Annotated in this window: 17 protein-coding genes and 1 pseudogene; 11 read left to right on the top strand and 7 right to left on the bottom strand. The window is 68.8% G+C overall.

Annotated elements, in window-relative coordinates; translation table 11 throughout:
* The first annotated feature begins 20 nt into the window (after positions 1-20).
* From ACSHXN_RS03320 to ACSHXN_RS03310, 3 genes and pseudogenes are all read left to right on the top strand, one after another.
* Entirely contained in the window at positions 21-1,643 is a 1,623-nt protein-coding gene (locus ACSHXN_RS03320; protein WP_438302606.1) for an FAD-dependent oxidoreductase, read from the top strand.
* A gap of 18 nt (positions 1,644-1,661) precedes the next feature.
* A pseudogene (locus ACSHXN_RS03315) lies at positions 1,662-2,051 on the top strand (IS630 family transposase); the annotation flags it as partial.
* A 214-nt stretch (positions 2,052-2,265) separates the two neighbouring features.
* Positions 2,266-2,619, top strand: a complete 354-nt coding sequence (locus ACSHXN_RS03310; RefSeq protein ID WP_355140981.1) for an antibiotic biosynthesis monooxygenase family protein — start codon at positions 2,266-2,268, stop codon at positions 2,617-2,619.
* Between the two features lie 374 nt (positions 2,620-2,993).
* On the opposite strand, the gene ACSHXN_RS03305 is transcribed toward ACSHXN_RS03310, so the two are convergent.
* Positions 2,994-4,031, bottom strand: coding sequence for a zinc-binding alcohol dehydrogenase family protein (locus ACSHXN_RS03305; RefSeq protein ID WP_355140983.1), 1,038 nt, complete (start codon positions 4,029-4,031; stop codon positions 2,994-2,996).
* A 476-nt stretch (positions 4,032-4,507) separates the two neighbouring features.
* Here ACSHXN_RS03305 and ACSHXN_RS03300 point away from each other — a divergent pair, with 476 nt between their 5' ends.
* The 3 genes from ACSHXN_RS03300 to ACSHXN_RS03290 all read left to right on the top strand — a co-directional run bounded on the left by ACSHXN_RS03300 (position 4,508) and on the right by ACSHXN_RS03290 (position 6,852).
* Positions 4,508-5,707, top strand: a complete 1,200-nt coding sequence (locus tag ACSHXN_RS03300) for an L-dopachrome tautomerase-related protein (RefSeq protein ID WP_438302605.1) — start codon at positions 4,508-4,510, stop codon at positions 5,705-5,707.
* A gap of 165 nt (positions 5,708-5,872) precedes the next feature.
* Positions 5,873-6,487, top strand: a complete 615-nt coding sequence (locus tag ACSHXN_RS03295; RefSeq protein WP_383358287.1) for a dihydrofolate reductase family protein — start codon at positions 5,873-5,875, stop codon at positions 6,485-6,487.
* Between the two features lie 212 nt (positions 6,488-6,699).
* Positions 6,700-6,852, top strand: coding sequence for a hypothetical protein (locus ACSHXN_RS03290; RefSeq protein ID WP_356297339.1), 153 nt, complete (start codon positions 6,700-6,702; stop codon positions 6,850-6,852).
* Between the two features lie 644 nt (positions 6,853-7,496).
* On the opposite strand, the gene ACSHXN_RS03285 is transcribed toward ACSHXN_RS03290, so the two are convergent.
* The 4 genes from ACSHXN_RS03285 to ACSHXN_RS03270 all read right to left on the bottom strand — a co-directional run bounded on the left by ACSHXN_RS03285 (position 7,497) and on the right by ACSHXN_RS03270 (position 10,458).
* Positions 7,497-7,712 (bottom strand): DUF4177 domain-containing protein, encoded by a 216-nt coding sequence (locus ACSHXN_RS03285; protein WP_059133005.1) that lies wholly within the window; start codon positions 7,710-7,712, stop codon positions 7,497-7,499.
* 573 nt (positions 7,713-8,285) lie between these two features.
* Entirely contained in the window at positions 8,286-8,480 is a 195-nt protein-coding gene (locus ACSHXN_RS03280) for a hypothetical protein (protein ID WP_355140991.1), read from the bottom strand.
* A gap of 636 nt (positions 8,481-9,116) precedes the next feature.
* Complete coding sequence (locus ACSHXN_RS03275; protein WP_355140993.1) at positions 9,117-9,503, bottom strand: Imm32 family immunity protein; 387 nt, start codon at positions 9,501-9,503, stop codon at positions 9,117-9,119.
* A gap of 88 nt (positions 9,504-9,591) precedes the next feature.
* Entirely contained in the window at positions 9,592-10,458 is an 867-nt protein-coding gene (locus tag ACSHXN_RS03270) for an alpha/beta fold hydrolase (RefSeq protein WP_438302604.1), read from the bottom strand.
* 513 nt (positions 10,459-10,971) lie between these two features.
* Between ACSHXN_RS03270 and ACSHXN_RS03265 the strand changes: the two genes are divergently transcribed.
* The gene (locus tag ACSHXN_RS03265) at positions 10,972-11,616 is read left to right on the top strand and encodes a dihydrofolate reductase family protein (protein WP_438302603.1); all 645 of its coding nucleotides are present in this window, start codon (positions 10,972-10,974) and stop codon (positions 11,614-11,616) included.
* Positions 11,617-12,324: 708 nt separating this feature from the next.
* Here the strand turns inward: ACSHXN_RS03265 and ACSHXN_RS03260 are convergent.
* The gene (locus ACSHXN_RS03260; RefSeq protein WP_355141001.1) at positions 12,325-13,332 is read right to left on the bottom strand and encodes an aldo/keto reductase; all 1,008 of its coding nucleotides are present in this window, start codon (positions 13,330-13,332) and stop codon (positions 12,325-12,327) included.
* Positions 13,333-13,661: 329 nt separating this feature from the next.
* Between ACSHXN_RS03260 and ACSHXN_RS03255 the strand changes: the two genes are divergently transcribed.
* From ACSHXN_RS03255 to ACSHXN_RS03240, 4 genes are all read left to right on the top strand, one after another.
* Positions 13,662-14,255, top strand: coding sequence for a TetR/AcrR family transcriptional regulator (locus ACSHXN_RS03255; RefSeq protein ID WP_355141003.1), 594 nt, complete (start codon positions 13,662-13,664; stop codon positions 14,253-14,255).
* A gap of 383 nt (positions 14,256-14,638) precedes the next feature.
* A complete protein-coding gene (locus ACSHXN_RS03250; RefSeq protein WP_023544341.1) occupies positions 14,639-14,842 on the top strand; it encodes a cold-shock protein in 204 nt (67 codons plus the stop codon).
* A gap of 87 nt (positions 14,843-14,929) precedes the next feature.
* Positions 14,930-16,657: a DEAD/DEAH box helicase gene (locus tag ACSHXN_RS03245; RefSeq protein WP_438302602.1), complete on the top strand. Its 1,728-nt coding sequence runs from the start codon at positions 14,930-14,932 to the stop codon at positions 16,655-16,657.
* A gap of 432 nt (positions 16,658-17,089) precedes the next feature.
* Complete coding sequence (locus ACSHXN_RS03240) at positions 17,090-18,517, top strand: MFS transporter (protein WP_438302601.1); 1,428 nt, start codon at positions 17,090-17,092, stop codon at positions 18,515-18,517.
* Between the two features lie 199 nt (positions 18,518-18,716).
* Here ACSHXN_RS03240 and sigJ read toward each other — a convergent pair whose 3' ends face one another.
* Positions 18,717-19,655, bottom strand: a complete 939-nt coding sequence (sigJ, locus tag ACSHXN_RS03235; protein WP_355141008.1) for an RNA polymerase sigma factor SigJ — start codon at positions 19,653-19,655, stop codon at positions 18,717-18,719.
* Positions 19,656-19,695: the final 40 nt, after the last annotated feature.

Here is a 19,695-nt window from a genome sequence, read left to right as displayed (position 1 = left end):
CGGTGTGACGGAGGAACCACGTGAACGACGCTGCGGCGCAGGGCGGGCCGGTCCTGGACGACGAGCAGTTCCGTCGGCTTGCCGAGTACGGCACGGTGGAGCACGCCGAGGTCGGCCGGGATCTGTACACGTCCGGCGAAGACACCTACGACTTCTTCCTGCTCCAGTCGGCGAGCGTGGACATCGTCCGGGCCGCGACGGTGATCGAGCCGGAGCGTCTGATCTACCGGGGTGGCGCCGGAGACTTCCTCGGCGAACTCAACCTGCTGACCGGTCAACACGTCTACCTGACCGCCCGGGTGGTGTCTGCCGGGACAGTCGTCCGAATCCCGCCGGCGATGCTGCGACGGGCCGTCGCCGAACAGGTCGACATCGCCGACACGCTGATCGAGGCGTTCCGGGAGCGGCGCGAAGTGATCAGTGAGGCGGCCGGCAATGCCCTGGAGCTTGTCGGCAGGTCGGACACGGCGGAGACGCTGGCACTACGCACCTATGTGACGCAGATGTTCCTGCCGAATCACTGGCTCGACGCGGCATCGCGCCCCGGAAGTTCGCTGATGAGACGGGTGGGGCTGAGCGATGACGACCTCCCGGCCGCGATGGTCAACGGATCGGTGCTGCGGCGCGCGACACCCCGAACTGTTGCGGAGGCGCTCGGTCTCACCTATCGAGCCGACGGACGTTCGGTCGATCTCGTCGTGGTAGGGGCCGGTCCGGCAGGTCTGGCAGCCGCCGTGTACGCGGCGTCCGAGGGCCTCGTCACCGTACTGCTGGACCGAGCCGGGCTCGGCGGCCAGGCCGCGAAGAGCGCCCGCATCGAGAACTATCTGGGCTTCCCGCACGGAGTCAGCGGCGAAAGCCTGACCCGTCTGGCGATGGTCCAGGCGCTCAAGTTCGGTGTACGGATCCACGCGCCCTGCGCCGTGGCCGGCCTGGATCTCTCCGAGGAGCGACGGCCGGCCGTCCTGCTGGAGGACGGCGCACGCATACAGTGCCGCGCGGTGATCGCCGCGACCGGGGCGCACTACCGGCACCTCGACCTGCCTCAGTGGACGACTTTCGAGAGGTCAGGCTGTGTCCGGTACGCCGCGACCGAGTTGGACGTCCGGGGCTATGAAGGTCAGCCGGTGACGGTCGTCGGGGGCGCCAACTCGGCCGGGCAAGCGGCCCTGTCCCTCGCCGCCCGCGGCGCGACGGTGGATCTGATCATCCGCGGCGCCGACCTCGGAGCTCGGATGTCCTCCTACCTGAGCGATCGGATCCGGGCACATTCGCGGATCCGGGTCCACACCAGCAGCACGATCCGCGAACTGGCCGGCGGTGACACCATCACGTCGATCATTGCCGAGAGGTCCGACGGGCGGCAGGAACGGATGGCTTGCCGCGCCCTGTTCTGCTTCATCGGCGCCGACCCAGTGTCGGGCTGGCTGGCCGGCGTGGCCCAGGACGACGACGGCTTCATCCTGACGGACAGTCGGCTGCCCGCCCAACCGTTCGGAACAGCGCTGCCGTTCCAGACAAGCGCACCCCGTGTCTTCGCAGTCGGCGACCTCCGCTCCGGCTCGACGAAAAGAGCGGCCACCGCCGTCGGTGACGGCGCCGGCGCAGTCTCCTCCGTCCACACGGCTCTCGCCGCCGACTGACGCGTGTACCTGCGCGGGCGTCTGGCGGGGCTAAGTGACCTCCCGCGTCCTGGCGGAACGCGGTCGGTGAGTGACGAGCAGGTCGCCGCAGTGGTGAACCGGACGCTGGAGAGCACACCGAAGAACGCCACGCACTGGGTGACACGGGCGATGGCCAAGGAGACGGGTTTGTCGCAGTCGACTGTGTCGCGGGTCTGGCGGACCTTGGGTCTGCAGCCGCACCCTACGAAGACCTTCGGGCTGTCCACGGACCCCCACTCATCGACAAGGTGCACGATGTCGTCGGCCTGTATCTGGATCCGTCGGAGCGGGCTTTGGTTCTGCGTGGATGAGAAGTCGCGGATCCAGGCGTTGAACCGGACCCAGCCCGTGGTGCCGATGATGCCCGGCGCCACCCCGGCCCTCGCGATCGCAGGGAGCGGGTGGAACTGTCCGGCGGTCCGCCGGACGGGCCGCTCCTGGACATGGCGGGTATCGCGTCGACGGACTTTGTGCGTCGGCCGGCAAGCAGCCAACCGGTCCCACGCGAGGGTCGGGCACGGTCGAACACGCCATCGCCATACCCAAGTCCTGGTGACCATCCCAACGTCACAAGTTCAGGACGTGTCAGGTCTTTATGGGCATGAGCCAATCCTTGCAGTCGAAGACCGGCGTTGACGGGTCGGTCACCGTGATCAAGAGCTACACAGTGCCGGCGGACGAAGCCGAGTACTTCGTCGATGTTTACCGGGAGAACGCCCGGATCATGTCGACCCAACCCGGCTTTCTTCGCTCCCGCCTGCACAGGGAGCTCGGCGATGCACCTGAGGCGCGGTTCGTCCACATCGCCGACTGGAGTTCGGGCACCGCGCTCGACAAGGCCACCGCCAACCCGGAGTGGCTTGCCTCACTGCGGGGCATGTTCGACGATCCTGGCCTGCACATCACATCAGAACCTGCTGCCTATCGCGTCGTTGTAGAACTTCACCCCTCCTGACCCCGGCCGCCGGGGCACGGACGCCGCACGGCACTGAACCCCGAGGAGCCACCCCTCCCGCATGTTGAGCCCCTGGCACGCCCGCCGCGCTGGGGGCTCAGTGCCGGGTGAGGACGGCGGCCAGGCGGTGCCGTCGCCACATCGGCGGTGCGCCGACACGCCGGCGTGGTTCGCCATGCGATTCGCCAACGGCCGCGTCTTGAAGGCCTGCGACTGCTCGTGGGCGGGGGGCTAGCTCGTCATGAGGCCGGCCCTACGTGACGACAGCCATGATCTGCTCCGGCGGCCGAGCACCCTGCGCTCCGGGGAGATCGGCAACGCGAACTCGTCGGACATCAGGTACTCAACCATCCCCAAGCATGCGGAAGAGAACGTCACTCCTGGAAGCCGGTGAGGGTGGTCTTGCCGATGGTGGTGCCCGATTCCTGGAGGCGGTGCGCCTCGCGCAGAGCGGCGGCGTTGATCGGGCCGAGGTCGCGCGTGGCGGTGGTGCTCAGGATGCCGGCATCCGCCAGGCGCGCGACCTGGCTGAGGATGTGGTGTTGCATCGCCCGATCTGCCGTCCGGAACATGGAACGGGTGTACATGAACTCCCAGTGGAAGGAGATGCTTTTCGGCTTCAGCGCGCCGATGGGCAGGGAGTCGAAGTCGTCGGTGGCGACGATGTGACCGAAGGGGTTGAGCGCATCGGCGTACGCGACGAGATTGCGGTCGGTACCGGCGGTGGAGAAGACGTAGTCGACACCGTTGGGTGCCACCTTGGCGAGTTGCGGGGCAAGCGGCTTGTGATGGTCGACGATGTGCTGGGAGCCCATCCGCCGGGCGAACTCCGCGGTCTCGGGGCGGGATGCGGTTCCGATCACGGTCAGGCTGGTCAGGGCGCGCGCCAGTTGGGCGGTCATGGAGCCGACGCCGCCCGCGGCCGCTGTGAGCAGCAGAGCGCCGGTCTGTTCGAGGGCACCGATGCGCAACCCGAGGCGCTCGAAGAGGCCCTCCCATGCGGTGAGCGTGGTCAGCGGGAGCGCTGCGGCCTCGGTGAAGGAGAGAGTGGCCGGCTTACGGGCGACCAGCCGCTCATCCACGGCGTGGTAAAGGGAGTTGGCGCCCGGTCGGTCGAGGGCCCCGGCGTAGTAGACCTCGTCGCCGACGGAGAACAGCTCCGCCTCGGCGCCGACGGCGACGACGACGCCGGCCGCATCCCAGCCGAGCACGCGGGGCTCACCGCCCGGGTCGTCGGTCTGACGCATCTTGTAGTCCACCGGGTTGACGGCGATCGCCTCGACGCGGACCAGGATGTCCCGGGGGCCGGGCTGGGGTACAGGCAGCTCGATGTCGATGAGGCTCTCGGGATCGTCGATCGGGAGACTGCGGCGGTAGGCGACAGCAGGCATGGTCCTCGTGGTCTCATTCATCGAGCTCTCCTTGATGCGGATTTTCGACGGATGAACGGCCCCGGCCGGGACTGCCGCCGCCGAACGCACTCGGCCTGTGGCTGAGAGCGCGTGTCACCGCCGTCTGTTCCGACTTCCCCGCGCATCATCGCAACTCGCTTCCGGACCGGTCTCACCTGGCCGACGTCGAAGAGATCCACCGTGGCCCGGGTGATTCGCACAGTGAACGAAGGGCAGCCGCCGGATTCAAGTTGTCATCGCTCCTTGTTCGGCGACCTTACCGATACGAGAGGCTCGGGAACGATCGCATCCGTGCTGTTTCACCCTGTGTCACCTTCCGATTTGCCCGTCGGTTGCAGGTGTTATATCTGTTTGTGGACGGCGGATCTCTCCGAATGCAGCCGTTTCACAGTTCACGTGTGGGCCTTGCCCGTGGATCTCACCGGACGTCCGTACGTCCAGGCGTCCCCCCTCGTCTCGAAGGAAATCCCAGCGCCATGTCTGATTCCATATCGCGGGCGAGCGGTTCGCACAGCACGCCCAGTCGACGCGCGATCGTCTTCCTCCCCGCAGTGGTCGGTCTCTCCCTGGCGGTCGGTTCGCCGCAGGCGGGGGCGGCACAACGGCGGGATCAGGTCGAGTCCGGTGCCGAGTTGGAACAGGTGGCCACCTTTGATGGCGCCATGCCCACGGGTGTCACCATTTCTCGGTCCGGCCGTATCTTCGTGAACTTCCCGCGCTGGGGCGACAAGGTACCTTTCTCGGTCGCGGAGATTCGTGACGGCGTTCCTGTCGCCTACCCGGATGCCGCTGTGAACCAGGTGGACCTGAGCGACCCGGCGGGTCACTTTCTCGGTGTGCAGAGCGTCGTTGTTGACGCTGCCGAGCGCCTCTGGGTCGTCGACACCGGGCGTGTCGAATGGGCCGATGCCCCATATGGCGGACCAAAACTCGTCGCCATCGACCTGAAGACGAATAGAGTGGTGAGGACGATTGTCTTCCCACGGGACATTGCGGGGCCTCGCAGTTTCGTCAATGATGTACGGTTTGATCTCCGTCGTGGCTACGCGTACCTGACCGATGCGACACCGGACCGTCCGAACGGGCTGATAGTCGTTCACCTGAAGAGCGGGGTGTCGTGGCGTCGCCTCAACGATGTGCCGGCCACGCTCCCGGAGCCCGACTTCGTCCCCGTGATCGACGGCGTGCCGTTCCTCAACAAGCCGGGCAAGGCGCCGGGAACCCCGGTGGGCATCGGAGTCGACGGCATCGCGCTCGACCCGGACGGAACGTGGCTGTACTTCTGTCCTCTGTCCAGCCGGAAGCTGTACGCGGTCCGCACCAAGGACCTTGTGGACCAGCGCACTTCGTCCAAGCGGGATGAGCCGTCCGTGCACGACCTCGGGACAAAGGGCATGTCGGACGGCCTGGAAATGGACCAGTCGGGCCGCGTGTACGGCGGCGACATCGAGCGGCGCGCCATCGTGCGACGGGATCGTGATGGCGTGTTTCGAACGGTGGTCCAGGATGATCGGTTGCTGTGGCCGGACACCCTCTCCGTGGGCTACGACCGGAACCTTTACGTGATGGCCAACCAGCTCAACCGCCAAGCGGCCTACAACAGCGGCCGTGACCTGCGTCGCAAACCGTACGTTTTGTACCGCGTGCCGATCGGCAGTGGTCCTGCGAGGCGCTGAGCGGGTCACGAGTGGAGCCGGATGCCGCCTCACGTGCGTTTCCTCAAGTCCGGCCTCTGGACACCGTGTGCCGGTGTCCGGGGCGTACCCGGAGAGTACAGGCATGGACGACAGTGGCTTGCGAGTGAGCGATGAGTTCAGTCAGCGGATCAGGTCTGCCTTGGCATGACTCGAATCATCGCCGATATCTCGGTCTCCCTCGACGGCTTCGTCACCGGGCCCGACCCCGGACCGCACAGCGGGCTGGGGTCGGGTGGCGAGGCCCTGCACACCTGGGCCTTCTCCGGCGACCCCGACGACCGCAGGGTGCTGCGTGAGGGGACGGCCCGCTCGGGAGCCGTCGTCCTCGGCCGCCGGCTCTTCGACCTGGTCGACGGGCCGGACGGCTGGGACGACACGACCGGATACGGCGCCCGTGAGGTGGGCAAGCCGGCCTTCATCGTCGTGACGGCATCACCACCGGAGTCGGTGCGGCTCACCGACCTCGACTGGACGTTCGTCACCACCGGCCTGCCCGACGCCGTCGCCGTCGCACGCCGGCGCGCCGAGGCGGCCTCGTCGGACAGCGGCAAGGAACTCGACGTTGTCCTCATGGGCGGCGGTGCCACGGTCGGCTCGGCGCTGGACGCCGGACTGGTCGACGGTCTGACGCTGCACCTCGCGCCGGTCGTGCTGGGCGGCGGGACACCACTGTTCACCGGAGGAACCCCCCGCACACTGGTGCAACGGAGCGTGACCTCGACATCGACCGCGACGCACCTCACCTACGACGTCCTCTGACGAATCGGTTGCTCAGCGTGCCCGAATCGGCCGACGGTGCCCCGGCGAAGCGCTGTTCGGCATGCGTTTCAGCCATCGCGTCCGACCGCACGACCACCGCTGCGGAATCCGACCGCAGGCACCCCGGTTGTGGCCGACGGACATGTGCCGACGTGCCGTCCGCCGGGAGCACGAGTACCTGAGCGGCACCGCTCCCAGGTCATCAACCGGCGTTGTTCCTTCTTCCGCAGACCGTCGTCGGCAACATGATCGCCGGCGGCGCGAAGGGGCTCATCGTCAACATCGGCTCCGTGCGAGCCCACCAGGCCACCGCCGCGACACCTTCGCCGGCGTACTCGATGCCCAGGCTGGACTGCTCCTGCTGACCCGGCACCTCGCGACGGAACTCGCCGCGCGCGGCAGCCGCGTGAACACCGTTGCCTCGACGGTCGTGCGCACATCGACCTACCAGGAGTTCATCCCCAAGTCGGACGTCGACTCCACGCTCGGCGGCTTGAACACCTTCCACCCGCCCGGCCCGACCGGCACCCCGACGACGTGGCCGCCACCCTCGTACTTCTGCTGTCCCGTCGGACCGGCTGGGTCACCGGCGTCGTCCGGGGTGTCGACGCTGGGGTCATGGCAGGGCGCAACCGATCGGTCGCTGCTCCCTGGAGGCTTTGCAGGCGTCCTTGGCGTCGGCCGCACAGGTGATGCGCCGCCGGGACGCGGGCAGTTCCGCGGAAGTGCGCCGAAGTCCTTGCTGTGGGAGCGGCGTTGGCCGCGCTGTGCGCGAGATGCGCAGCCGCGCAGACCAATGAAGCGAGCGTCTTCGACGGCACACGGCAGGAGCCGACCGGGACGACCCTGATTGCCGGGTGTGGTCGGTCTACCGGTCGGATGGCAGCCTCTGGTCGATGGCAATGTACTCGTCCCGGGTCCCGACGCCGGGACCGGGGACGTCAAGCACAACCGTATGGTCAAGCGCCGGCGCGGCGGCAGTGCTCCGGGACGGCGAAGGGCTGCAACGTTACTGGCGCGGCCGTTCGAAGGTGAGCAGCAGGCCCTCGACGGCGCCCGGCCCGATACGACCCTTGACGTCGGCGGACGTTATGGCCTTCAGCCCCCAGCCGTCCTCGGCGTGCTTGTTGAGCACCTTCTCCAACTTGTCGCTGTCCAGGGCATCGCCGATCAACGACTCCCGGAAGGTGACGACCTTGTACTCGTACGCGTAGGGCTGGCTCATGGCTACGGGGTTCTCCTGCAGGTCGGTGCTGCGATTGCCGGAGCCAGTCAATCACCGTTCGGCTTCGAACGGGACGCGAGGTGCCAACAGGCGGCATAAGCAGCCCGCTTCGCTCTGTTCCGGTTCGGTTGCAGGCAGCGAACCGGGCCACTGCCCAGTCGGGTACCTCGCCCGAAGTGACGGGCCGCGGCGGCACGGTGGGAAGCCGTCCGTGGGGCGGCCCGACTTCCTGGCCTGCCTGCGGGCAGTCCAGTGGGCCGTTGTCCCGAGGGGCGGACGTGTGGGCGAGCAACGCGTGCGTGCCTTCGGAAAGCCGACCGCATCTCCTGGATGGTCCGTATACATGGGGGCCGCACCCGGGGTGCCGGGTGCGGCCCTGACGCGTTCCTGTCTCAAGCTTTACCCGGCCAACTTCAGGAAGGAATAAAGGCCGTCGCAATGCCCGAGGGTGCCTGGTTGCACGGGCCGACGCGGAGTCGTGTGCCGTGGTGGAGAAGGAATGAATCCGTCGGGTGACGAACTCGAGGACCTTGCCCCTGGCCGGCTCGCAGCTGGTTGCGGATGGGGCTCGGCTCAGAGGCCCAGGTCGGCGGCGAAGCAGGAGAAGGATGTCCACGACCCTTCGGGGTTGTAGGCGTCCCTTGCCGAGTCGTGCAACGTGACCGGCTCCTCCTGAACCATGTCCTCGTAGCGGATGCGCTCGGGCAGCTTGCCGAACCGTGCGTGCCGGGCCGCCGCAGCGCTGTCCATCGTGCTCTGACCTTCCATGGCCAGCCTCCTTCGAGTCCCTTTGGCGGAAATCGAGTACCGCTGCTTCCGCGGATCTCAGGCTCGCACCAGAAGCGTCACCAGTCAAGACGGTGACGACCGCCATTAGCGACGGATGACGGGTAGTGGTGTGAGTGTCTTGTTGCCGTTCTAACAGGTGACGACGCAAGGTGCTCTGTCGCGAAAGTCACGCTTCACCTGCTGGGAAGCTGGGCGTGGGGCGGTGGCGGCCGTCGCGTTCGGTCCGAGGGTGGACATTCGCCGACGGGTCGCGCGGCGGACCCGGCTCACGCGAGGTGAGTGCGGCGGCGGACGATGCGCTGTGCCTGGGCGAGCGTCGGCTCTGCCACCCCCGTACGGAATGGCTCTGGTCTGCCGCCTGCTTCCCCTCCCTGTGGCCTTGTCTGCTTCGGCAGGAGGGTCAGGTCCCCGCCGGGGCGAAGGTGCGAAATGCGTCACTATCGGGGGCGGAGCCTCGGAACGTCAGCACCCCACCACTGTGAGTGTGCGAATTGCACCGGACTGCTCAGCGGGCGACGGGGGACCCCGTTCGAGGCGCCGTCACTGTCGGTGCACACCTATTACCCGCTGCCGGTCGCGTACGACCGCTGATCGTGACGGCGGCCGTCCTGCCGGTCATCGGGTGGGCATGCCTCCGTGGGGGCTGTTGACCACAATCGGCACGGACCCCTCAACGAGGTAGGGGTGCTCGGGGAAGTAGTCGATGTGGAGGTGACCGCCGTCCTCGGCGGTGGCCATGGCCTGGAGGTTGTCCGCGAGGACCGCCCTGGCTGCGGGATCGCCGGTGATCACCAGGACCCGCCGCGAAGCGTCGAGGTCGATCCGCACACCGGGTCCGGAAGTCTTCCTGGCTTCGATACCTGTCAAGGTGCCTCCGTCCAGTGGTGATGTGGAGCTTATGAACCCGTCGCCCTCGGCCACTGCATTTGCCAGGTCGACCAGTTCCTCCGCTGAAGCGGTGAGATCCACTTCGCCGAGCACGGGATCGGGGACCAGTCGCACGGGCGCCACTCCTTCAGGGTCGGACCTCCATGATGTCGTTCGAGACATTTCGAGACATGCCGATCCTGCGCTCACCCCTGCAGAGTCATCAGATGCGACCAGATACATCGGAGCCACTCGTCCAGGCGTGGAGGGTCTTGCGAAGGGATTCGCCGAACTCGGTCGGGTGAGTCGTCAGGCCGATGTGGCCGCCGGGGAAGTGCAGGAGGTCGGTACCCAGATGCTCGGCCAGGCGAGCGGTCGCACGATAGGGCAGTTCGCCCTGCGAGTCCTGGCCGCCGACGAGCGCGAGCCGGTTCGACAGTGCCTTGAGGCGGCGGATGTGGGGGGCGTAGGACATGAAACCGGGCACGATGCGTCCTACGAAGTAGGGCAGGTCGGCCATGGTCTGCTCGGCGCGCGCCGCTGCTCGCGGCGGAAGCTTGATCTCGGGCTTCGGGGCGGACTCACCGTCCCCTTTCAGGCCCGCGGCGAACACGGTCATCGCCGGCATGAGCCCCTGTGCTCGGAGGGTGTCCCGCACGTGTGCGAGAAGCGCGCGGTGGTCGGCGGCGTCCGGGAGGATCTCCACGACCGGAGGCTCATGTGCCACAACGCGGGCGACGCGCTCGGGGTGAGCGGAGAGCAGGTGCAGAGCGACGATCGCACCCGAGCTGGCGCCGAACACCCGGACCGGCTCATCGGGCGACAGGAGCTCGATGATTCGCAAGGCGTCTTCGGCGTGCTCCGCCACCGTCTGCTCGGCCTCGGGCTCGTCCAGCGTGCTGCGCGACATTCCCCGCGGGTCGTAGGTTGCGACGGTGTACTCCGCGGCCAGGCCGTCGACGATGTCCTCGAAGGTGGCCGCGCCGCCCGTGCCTCCGGGGATCAGCAGCAGGAGCGGGCCTTGGCCCCGCACTTCGTAGTGCAGGGTTGCACCGTTCACGCGCAGACTGCGGACGGCCGGGTCAATCATGATGCGTCTCCTTCTCTGGACGAAGGCCAGTGCTCCAAGAGGCTGTGCAGGGCGTCGAGGGTGCGGTCCCGGGACTGTTGCGGTGACCGCTTGCGGGCGAACCCGCCTGCCGCTTCCAAGGCGACGAAGTTGTGGAACGTGCTGTACGGCAGTCGGATCGTCATCTCCGTCCGCTGCGAGAAGGGCGATCCGTCCCGCAGATCCTCGAGACCGCGGGCGTACGCGTAGAGGCGGCATCCTTCACGCCGAACGCCGAACGCCGAACGCCGAACGCCGCGCGACCTGCGACATGGTCGCCCGGTCGAGCGCGACCTCGTCAGCCGGCTCGGCGCCCGCGATCGGCACCCGCTCTCCCGTCGGTCCGGCCCGCACCATGTGTCCTCACTGTCTTCCTAGGAGCTCTAAACATAGCCTAGAGCTCCTAGGAAAGAATCTCCAGCCAGTCTTGGAGGCAGCGATGACTTTTCTCGGCCCGGACGGTCTCATCGCTGTTGTCGACCATGGGAGAAGCGCGTGACACAGCTACTGAGGGTGCAGAACTTCAATGTCTCGAGCGACGGAATCGGCGCCGGTGAGCACCAGAGCCTTGAGAGCCCCTTCGGCCACGTCGATCCCGGCAAGCTCTTCGCCTGGGCAGGTGCCACGGCAAGCTGGCCCATGCGCACCGATCCCGGCGGGAGCCGGGGCCTCGACGACTACTTCACCCGGGACTACGCACACAACATCGGTGCCGAGATTATGGGACGCAACAAGTTCGGGCCTCAGCGCGGGCCCTGGAACGACCATGAGTGGCGGGGCTGGTGGGGGGACGAGCCTCCGTTCCGTACCCCGGTGTTCGTCATGACTCACCACAAGCGCCCTTCGTTCACGCTGTCCGACACCACGTTCCACTTCGTCGGCGGCGACCCGGCCACCGTCCTCGAGCAGGCGCGGGAGGCGGCGCAGGGCAAGGACGTCCGCCTCGGCGGCGGTGTCACCACCGTGCGGCAGTTCCTCGACGCGGACCTCGTCGATTCCCTGCATGTGGCGGTCTCGCCGGTGAAGCTGGGATCCGGACTGCGGCTCTGGGATTCACCCGACGAGCTCCTCGATCGGTTCAATCTCGACGTCGTGCCCAGCCCGAGCGGCGTGACGCACCATTTGTTCTGGAGAAAGTGAGCTGCCGGACCACTCGCGTCTCGGCGCCTCGCATTCGGGACGGACAGGGTCGGTCGCTCCGGCGGTGCCTGTTCGTCGTCCGGGTACGGCGGAGGGGGTTGAGCGAAGGGCGTCGGACCGTTCGTGAACGCGGTTCGGACGTGGGGTGCGCGGCCGCGGAGGCCCTACGGATGCCGCCGGTCACGTCTGGCGGTGACCGGCGCCCGGTGTTCTGGGCCGTGCCGGCAAGCTGTCCACCATCGCTTCGCCCGGTGGAGCCGGGCCCGTACCCGGGCCCGGCTCCACCGGGCGTCCTCGATGAGCGTGTGGGACCATCCGGTCCGCGGTCGTGGGTCGGGTCGGCTGCCGTGGTCGGCTGGTCCGACGTGGCTTGGTCTGATCCCGTTGAGTGCTCGACTCGGTCAGGACCCGAGCCGTGGAAGCGCGCTGTGGGGGCACTGACGGGGGCGGATCCGATCGTGGCAGGACGGGATCGAAGATCCTCTTCTTCTCGGACCGGAGCGGGCTGCCGTTGTCGGCCGACGGCCCCGGTCGCAGTGTCCACGACTGCCGGGGATCACAGGCCGGGCCGTCGGGTGCAGACTCTGCTGTCCCGTGGCCTGCACGCTGTCGACGCCGCACCGCCGGCACGGATGCGCACCCGGGCACTTCCTTGCCTTGGCGGGCCGGCCGCGATCGTCGTCCGCTGTTGCCCGAGATCTCCGTCCGCTACGGCAGGGGAGGGGTGATGCCGTCGATCCAGTTGTTGCCCAGATCCATCTCGCGTTCGCCGACCACGGGGAGCGCGTCGAGACGGGCGATCTCCTCGAGTGTGAGCTCCACGTCCACCGCCGCGCTGTTCTCCTCCAGGCGGGAGACATGGAGAGTGCCGGGGATCGGGACGATATCGGGAGCCTTGGCCAGCAGCCAGGCGAGGGCGACCTGGCCAGGTGCGGCTTGATGGGCGAGGGCGATCTCCTGGACGGCGCGGACGGCGGCCAGATTGGCGTCGAAGGCATCCGGGGAGAAGCGGGGCATCTGCCGACGGTAGTCCCCCTCCGGTAGGTCTTCGAGCGACGTGATCTTTCCGGTGAGCATGCCCCGGCCGAGAGGGCTGTACGGGACGACCCCGATACCCAGCTCGCGGCAGAGCGGGAAGACCTCTCGCTCGATCTCACGCGACCACAGGGACCACTCCGTCTGTACGGCGCTGATGGGGTGGACCGCGTGAGCGCGGCGAATGGTGTCGGGTGCCGCCTCGCTCAGCCCGAGGTGCAGTACCTTGCCCTCCTTGACGAGTTCGGCCATCGCGCCGACCGTCTCCTCGATGGGCACGTCGGGGTCGATGCGGTGCTGGTAGTAAAGATCGACGTGATCGGTGCCCAGTTTGGTCAGCGAGCGCTCGATGCGCTCGCGCACATACTCGGGACGGCCGTTGATGATCGGCGGGCCCTCGGGGTTCAAGCCCCGTACGATGCCGAACTTGGTGGCGAGGACGACCTTGTCGCGGCGCCCGCGGAGGGCGCTGCCGATGGCCTCCTCGCTGCCGGTGTAGACGTCGGCGGTGTCGATGAGGGTGACGCCGAGTTCGACCGCGCGCCCGATCAGGGCGTCCGCGGTGTCGTCGGTGGCGTGCTGCGCGCTCTGCCCGTAGGGGCGGGCGAAGCTCATCGACCCGTAGCCGATGGCGCCGACGGTCGGGCCGCCGGAGCCGAGGGAGCGCTGGGGGAGAGGCATGCTGGATCCTTAGTCGTTCGGTTCGGTGGCGCGGCACAACAGCTATGTCCACACCCGTGGACACCGTATGTCGACAGCTGTGGACATGCAAGCGGATGTGATGCCGTACACCAGTGACCCCTCCTTTCCGGCCGCGGACCGGTCCCGCCCCCGACTTCCGCAAGAGCAGGCTGCGCGGGGTGCGTGCGACGGTGTCACGCCTGGCGATATCCGCGGACGAACCTCGTGACCATCGGCGCGCCTGGCCGGGGCGAGCCGGGCGTGACCGGGCGCGGCGGGGCTCGTGCGGGGTTCGGTCGCCCCGTGAGGCGTCTCGTAACCTGGGCACCATGAGCCAGGATGCACATCCGCCCGCCCCTGCCCGCCGCCGTGACTCGGCTGCCACCCGAGCCGCCATCCTCAAAGCGGCCCGCGAGACCTTCACGCAGCGGGGATACGACGGGGCCGGACTCCGTGAGATCGCGAACGCCGCGGGCGCGGACACCCGGCTGATCAGCCGGTACTTCGGCTCGAAGGAAGGGCTGTTCGCCGAAGTCGTCGACCTGGCCTACGAGAAGTCCATGATGATGACGCCCGAACACAATGCGGAAGCCGCGCGCACGCTGCTGACCGGTGAAGGCGGCGCACAGGCCGACGGCCTGCTGCTCACCCTCCGCTCCGCCTCCAACCCCCGCGCCGCCGCCATCATGCGCGACAGCATCGAACGCAACTACCAGCGCAGACTTGCCGACGCCCTTCCCGGAACCGACACCACCGGACGCTCCGCCGTCCTCATCGCCATCTGTGCCGGGGTCCTGCTTAACCGTCTGCTGCTCGGTCACACCGCCCTCAACGGTCCCGACACCGAGCGGCTCATCCCGTACCTGCACGCCGCTCTCGACGCGGTGGCCAAGGTCCCGCAGGCTGCCGGCGACGAGAAGTAGGGGCCCCCGGCGCGGGCCGTACAGGGGCACGGGCTCGCCCCGTGAGCCCGTTTCGAAACGTCTCCCTGCGCAGCAGTCCGCGCCGGACGGAGCCATCGCCCCACCCGCGGCCGGCCATGGTGGGCTCCGGCGGCCGGATCGGGCGGCGGGCCGAGTGCGGAGACGGCGGCCAGTCGGACGTCCCGACGGCGGACAAGGCCCTGAGGCCTCGGGCGCGGCCCTCCATGATCCACGGCGGCCGCCGGGCTGTGTTACGCTTCAGGTGTTGCAGTTGTGGTACCCATGAACCTATGTGCGCCTGACGGGAATGTATCTCCTGCAGGCGCATTATTTGTTTTCCGGCATCTCCGGATGGGGCCTCTGCCTACCAAAAGGAGAAAGTCATGGCACAGGGAACCGTGAAGTGGTTCAACGCCGAAAAGGGCTTCGGCTTCATTCAGCAGGACGGCGGCGGCCCCGACGTCTTCGCGCACTACTCGAACATCGCGACCCAGGGCTTCCGTGAGCTCCAGGAGGGCCAGCGGGTGTCCTTCGACGTCACGCAGGGCCAGAAGGGCCCGCAGGCGGAGAACATCGTCCCCGCCTGATCGCCCGGCGCGTATCCGCTCACCGGGGTCCGCACTGTAACGGTGCGGACCCCGGTTTGTGCTGTTTCCAGGAAGGTGAACAATCGCATGTCCCGCAGGCCCCAGAAGTCGAACCGGCGCGCCCCGTCATCGTCGCAGTCCGCGTCGTCGCCGAGGGAGTTCCGGCTGCCGGAAAGCACGACACCCGCCCTTCCCGCCGTCGAGGACTTCGCCGATCTGGACCTGCCCGCGGGACTGCTCAAGACCCTCACCGAGCAAGGCGTCACGACTCCGTTCCCCATTCAGGCCGCCACCCTGCCGAACTCGCTCGCCGGCCGCGACCTGCTGGGCCGGGGCCGCACCGGCTCCGGCAAGACCCTCGCGTTCGGGCTTGCTCTCCTGGCCCGCACGGCGGGCCTCCGCGCGGAGCCCAAGGCGCCCCTCGCTCTCGTACTGGTGCCCACCCGTGAACTCGCCCAGCAGGTGACGGACGCGCTGGCCCCCTACGCGACGGCGGTGAACCTCCGGCTGGCCACCGTGGTCGGCGGGCTGTCCATCACCAAGCAGGCCGCTGCGCTCCGGCGCGGCGCCGAGGTGCTCGTGGCGACCCCCGGCAGGCTCAACGACCTGGTGGGACAGGGCGACTGCGTGCTCGGCAGCGTACGCATCACGGTGCTGGACGAAGCCGACCAGATGACCGACATGGGCTTCCTGCCCCAGATCACCAAGGTGATCGAGCAGGTGCGGCCCGACGGGCAGCGCCTGCTCTTCTCGGCAACCCTGGACAGCAACATCGACCGCCTGGTGCAGCGGTTCCTGACCGACCCGGTGGTGCACTCCGTGGACCCGTCCGCGGGTGCGGTGACCACCATGGACCATCACGTGCTCCACGTCCTGGACGAGACGGACAAGAAGGCCGTCGTCACGCGCATCGCGGCCCGTGACGGCCGGGTCATCCTCTTCCTCGACACCAAGAGGTCCGCCGACCGGCTCGCCAAGCGACTGCTGGCTGTCGGGGTCCGCGCGGCGGCACTGCACGGCGGCCGCTCCCAGCCGCAGCGGAACCGCACCCTGGAGCAGTTCAAGAACGGCCAGGTGACCGCGTTGGTCGCGACGAACGTCGCGGCCCGTGGGATACACATCGACGACCTCGACCTTGTCGTGAACGTCGATCCCCCCACCGATCACAAGGACTACGTCCACCGGGGCGGCCGCACGGCCCGCGCCGGAGGCACCGGCAGTGTGGTCACCCTGGTCCTGCCCGACCAGAAGCGGGACGTCACCCGGCTCATGTCGCACGCCGGCATCCGCCCCCGTACGGCCCGCATCACGTCGAGCGACGCGGAACTCGCCACCATCACCGGCGCCCGGGAGCCCTCCGGCGTGCCCGTCACCATCGAGATCCCCCAGCCCGCGTCACCGCCGGTGCTCCGGTCCGACCGCAAGACCGACACCGAGCGCGGCAAGCGGTCCGACCGCCGACGCCGAAACGGCGGCAAGGCCACGGCCGCGGCGGGCAATGCCTCGGAGACGGGGGGCCGGGGCTCGGCCCGGCGGGCCGCGGACGGGTCGGCTGCCACGGGTGGCAACTCCTCATCCGGTGGCCGGGGTTCCGCCCGCCGGGCCGGGACCGGCAGGACGACGGGCAGCACGGCCGGCGCGGGCGCTCACAGCGCCGACCGCCGAGCCGCGGCGGGCGCGGCGGCCGGTGCGACATCCGGCAAGGCGGTCCGCAGACCGAGCCGCCGGGCGGCGGCCGGCGGAGCCACGGGCGGTGCTGCCGGCACCAACGGCCGCGGCTCCGACCGCCGGGGCGGCCGTCGCAACTCCGCCTAACTACGAGCCTCCCCTGGTCGCGACCCGAGGGTTCCGGGTCGCGGCCGCCGGATCCCGGCCCGCTGCACAGGACCACCCACAGCCTGTCCCGACCAGCGGCTTTCGCCTTCTTTAGACGGATGCCCAGAGCCAGGGACGTGCGTACGCCGCTCGGAATACCGTCCGTTCCACCCGGTCGACGAGTCTCCGTCCCGCCCTACGCCGTCCTGTTCCGGTGTGACGGCCGGGCGGCAGACCTCGCCGAAGGCCATCGGTTGCCGAGCGGTGAGCTGGGTCGGCCCTCCCGCAGGCTTCGGGGCCGGTTGGCGCACCCGCCTGGACCTACTTCCTCGGCGGAGGCGAGTTGAGCAGCGGGGCTCCTGCAACCTGCGGTATATATCCGTTGTTGCGTGTGTTGGTGCAGACCCTGCGCGAACGGACGGAGTTGGCGCAGTGGCGTTCGCGGAGTCGGCCGGAAGCAGTGACTCCCCACCCTCCCCGGAGCCGGCGCCACGCCCCGATCGACGTTCCTGGGCGCCGCTGCTGGCGGTGTGCGCCGGATACTTCATGGTGATCCTGGATGTGACGATCATCAATGTCGCCGTACCGGTGATCGGCCGCGAACTGTCCGCCTCGCTCACCGGCATCCAGTGGATCACCGACGGATACACCCTGGTCTTCGCCGGGTTCCTGCTGACCGGTGGTGCGCTGGGCGACCGGATCGGCAACCGTCGGATCTTCTGCGCGGGCGTGGCGGTGTTCACCCTGTCCTCGGCCGCATGCGCGCTTGCACCGAGCTCGCCGTTCCTGGTGGTGGCCCGCCTGGTGGAGGGGCTGGGGGCGGCGCTGATCGTGCCCGGTTCCCTGGCCCTGCTGCGGCAGGCCTACCCGGCGCCGGCCGCACGCTCGCGGGCCTTCGGTCTGTGGGGGGCGATTGCGGGCATCGCCGCCTCCGCCGGTCCGCTGCTGGGCGGGCTTCTGGTCTCCACGGTGGGTTGGCGCTGGGTGTTCCTCATCAACCTCCCCGTCGGTGTGGCCTGTCTGGCGCTGACGCTGCGGCATGTGGCTCGCTCGCCCCGGTGCGCCGCCAGGACCCCGGACTGGCCGGCGCAGTGTGCGGTCGTGGCGGCGGTGGCCCTGCTCACCGCGGCGCTCAACGAGGCCGGGCGGCGGGGCTGGTCGGATCCGGTCGTACTCGCCGGAGTGGGTCTGGCCGTGCCGGCCGCCGCCTCGTTCGCCGCACGGGAGCGGTTGGCCCGGTCTCCTGCACTTCCGCCGAGCCTGCTGCACTCGCGTGCACTGAGTGGTGGAGCCGCCATCGGCCTGCTGTTCAATTTCGGCTTCTACGGAATGGTGTTTACCGCCAGCCTGGAGTTTCAGCACCAACGTGGCTTCAGCGCTCTCGGCACCGGGCTGGCGCTGTTCCCGGCGGTCGCGATGACCATGTTCGCCTCCGTCCTGTCCGGACGGTTGACCCGCCGCACCGGTGATCGTCCGCTGGTGATCTCCGGCATGCTCCTGGCCGCCCTGGGGCTGGCCGGCTGGGCCGCCGCGGGCCCCGACCCCGCCTATCCGCTGCTGGTGGTTCCGATGATGGCCGCGGGTTTCGGTACCTCCTTCGCCCTGACCGGCTCGACCGCCACCGTGATGGGTGCCGCACCTCCGGAATACTCGGGCGCTGCTTCCGCCCTGTTCAACACCACCCGGCAGATCGGCAGCGCCACCGGAGTGGCACTCGGCGGCAGCCTGCTCGCCTCGGCCACCGACTACAACGCCGGACTGCGCATCAGCATGGCCGTCGGCGCGCTCGCCTACTTGACCGCCGCAGGCCTCGCGTGGCGATGCGTGCCGGCCAAGTCCGAGGAGCGGAAGGCGACGTGAGCCCGGCGCGCAGGAGGCTCACCGAGCGGACCACTGCACCAACAACGTCGACCGCCTCACCTGGCACAGGACGCATTCTTAGGCCGGGCGTGGAAGAGCTGCCCGGGCCGACACTTGTGTGCTGACGTCGCCCGTGTGCACAACGCCCAGCGGGACCGCAGGCAGCGGCCCGACTGTCGACAGGCGGCCAGGAACGTCATCAACTGCCCGTGAAGAGCCGCAACTTCTCCGGATTGCGTACGGCCCAGATGTGCATGATCCGGTCGCCCTTGATGTCGAACGCGTACACCGTCACGGTGACACCGTCTTCCTGAGCCACCAATCCGGGCTGACCGTTGACCGTGCGCTCCAGGTGCGTCAGGTCGGGGACCCGGTCGGCGATCTCGACCCAGGCGCGGGCGATCCGCTCGCCGCCCGTGATGGGGTGTAGCGCGGCGCTGGCGAGGCCGCCGCCGTCGGCGATCGCGGTGGCGTCGGGATCGAGGAGGCCGACGAGGGCGTCTATGTCCTTGGCCTCCCAGGCTTGTTTGAAGGCCTTGACGATATCCGCCTGTCGGGCCGTCGAGGGCGCGGGAGCCTGCGACGACGCGTGGATGCGGCGGCGGGCCGAGGTGGCCAGTTGGCGGCACGCCGCCGGCGTGCGGCCGACGATCTCGGCCACGTCGGAGAAGGGGTAGCGGAAGACATCGTGCAGGATGAACGCGACCCGTTCGGCCGGCGTCATCGATTCGAGCACAACGAGGAAGGCCATACTGACCGACTCGTCGAGGGTCACCCGGTCGGCCGGGTCGGCCGAGGTGCCGCCCGGCCGGCCGCTGATCCATTCCGAGCGTTCGGGCAGCGGTTCGGGGATCCATTCGCCCACGTACCGCTCACGTCGGACCCGTGCCGAGCCGAGCAGGTCGAGACAGATGCGTCCGGCGACCCTGGTCAGCCAGCCACCGGGGGATCCGATGGACTCCCGCTGGTCCGCGGGCATGGCGTACCACCGGGCGTAGGTCTCTTGCACGACGTCCTCGGCGTCCGCCAGGGAGCCGAGGAGCCGGTAGGCGAGATTGATCAGTTGACGCCGCTCCCTCATGATCACGCTCAGGCCCGGTTCGGACGTGCCGTGTCCCGGCGCGGATGCGGTGCTCATGATGCCGTCAGCTCCCTCGGTCGCCTTGTGCCCTGTGAAC

Origin of the sequence: Streptomyces sp. HUAS TT11 (genome assembly GCF_051553595.1) — a bacterium.
GTDB lineage: Bacteria > Actinomycetota > Actinomycetes > Streptomycetales > Streptomycetaceae > Streptomyces.
Note: the sequence above shows the minus strand (reverse complement) of the source record. Positions and strands in the feature narration are given on the sequence as shown.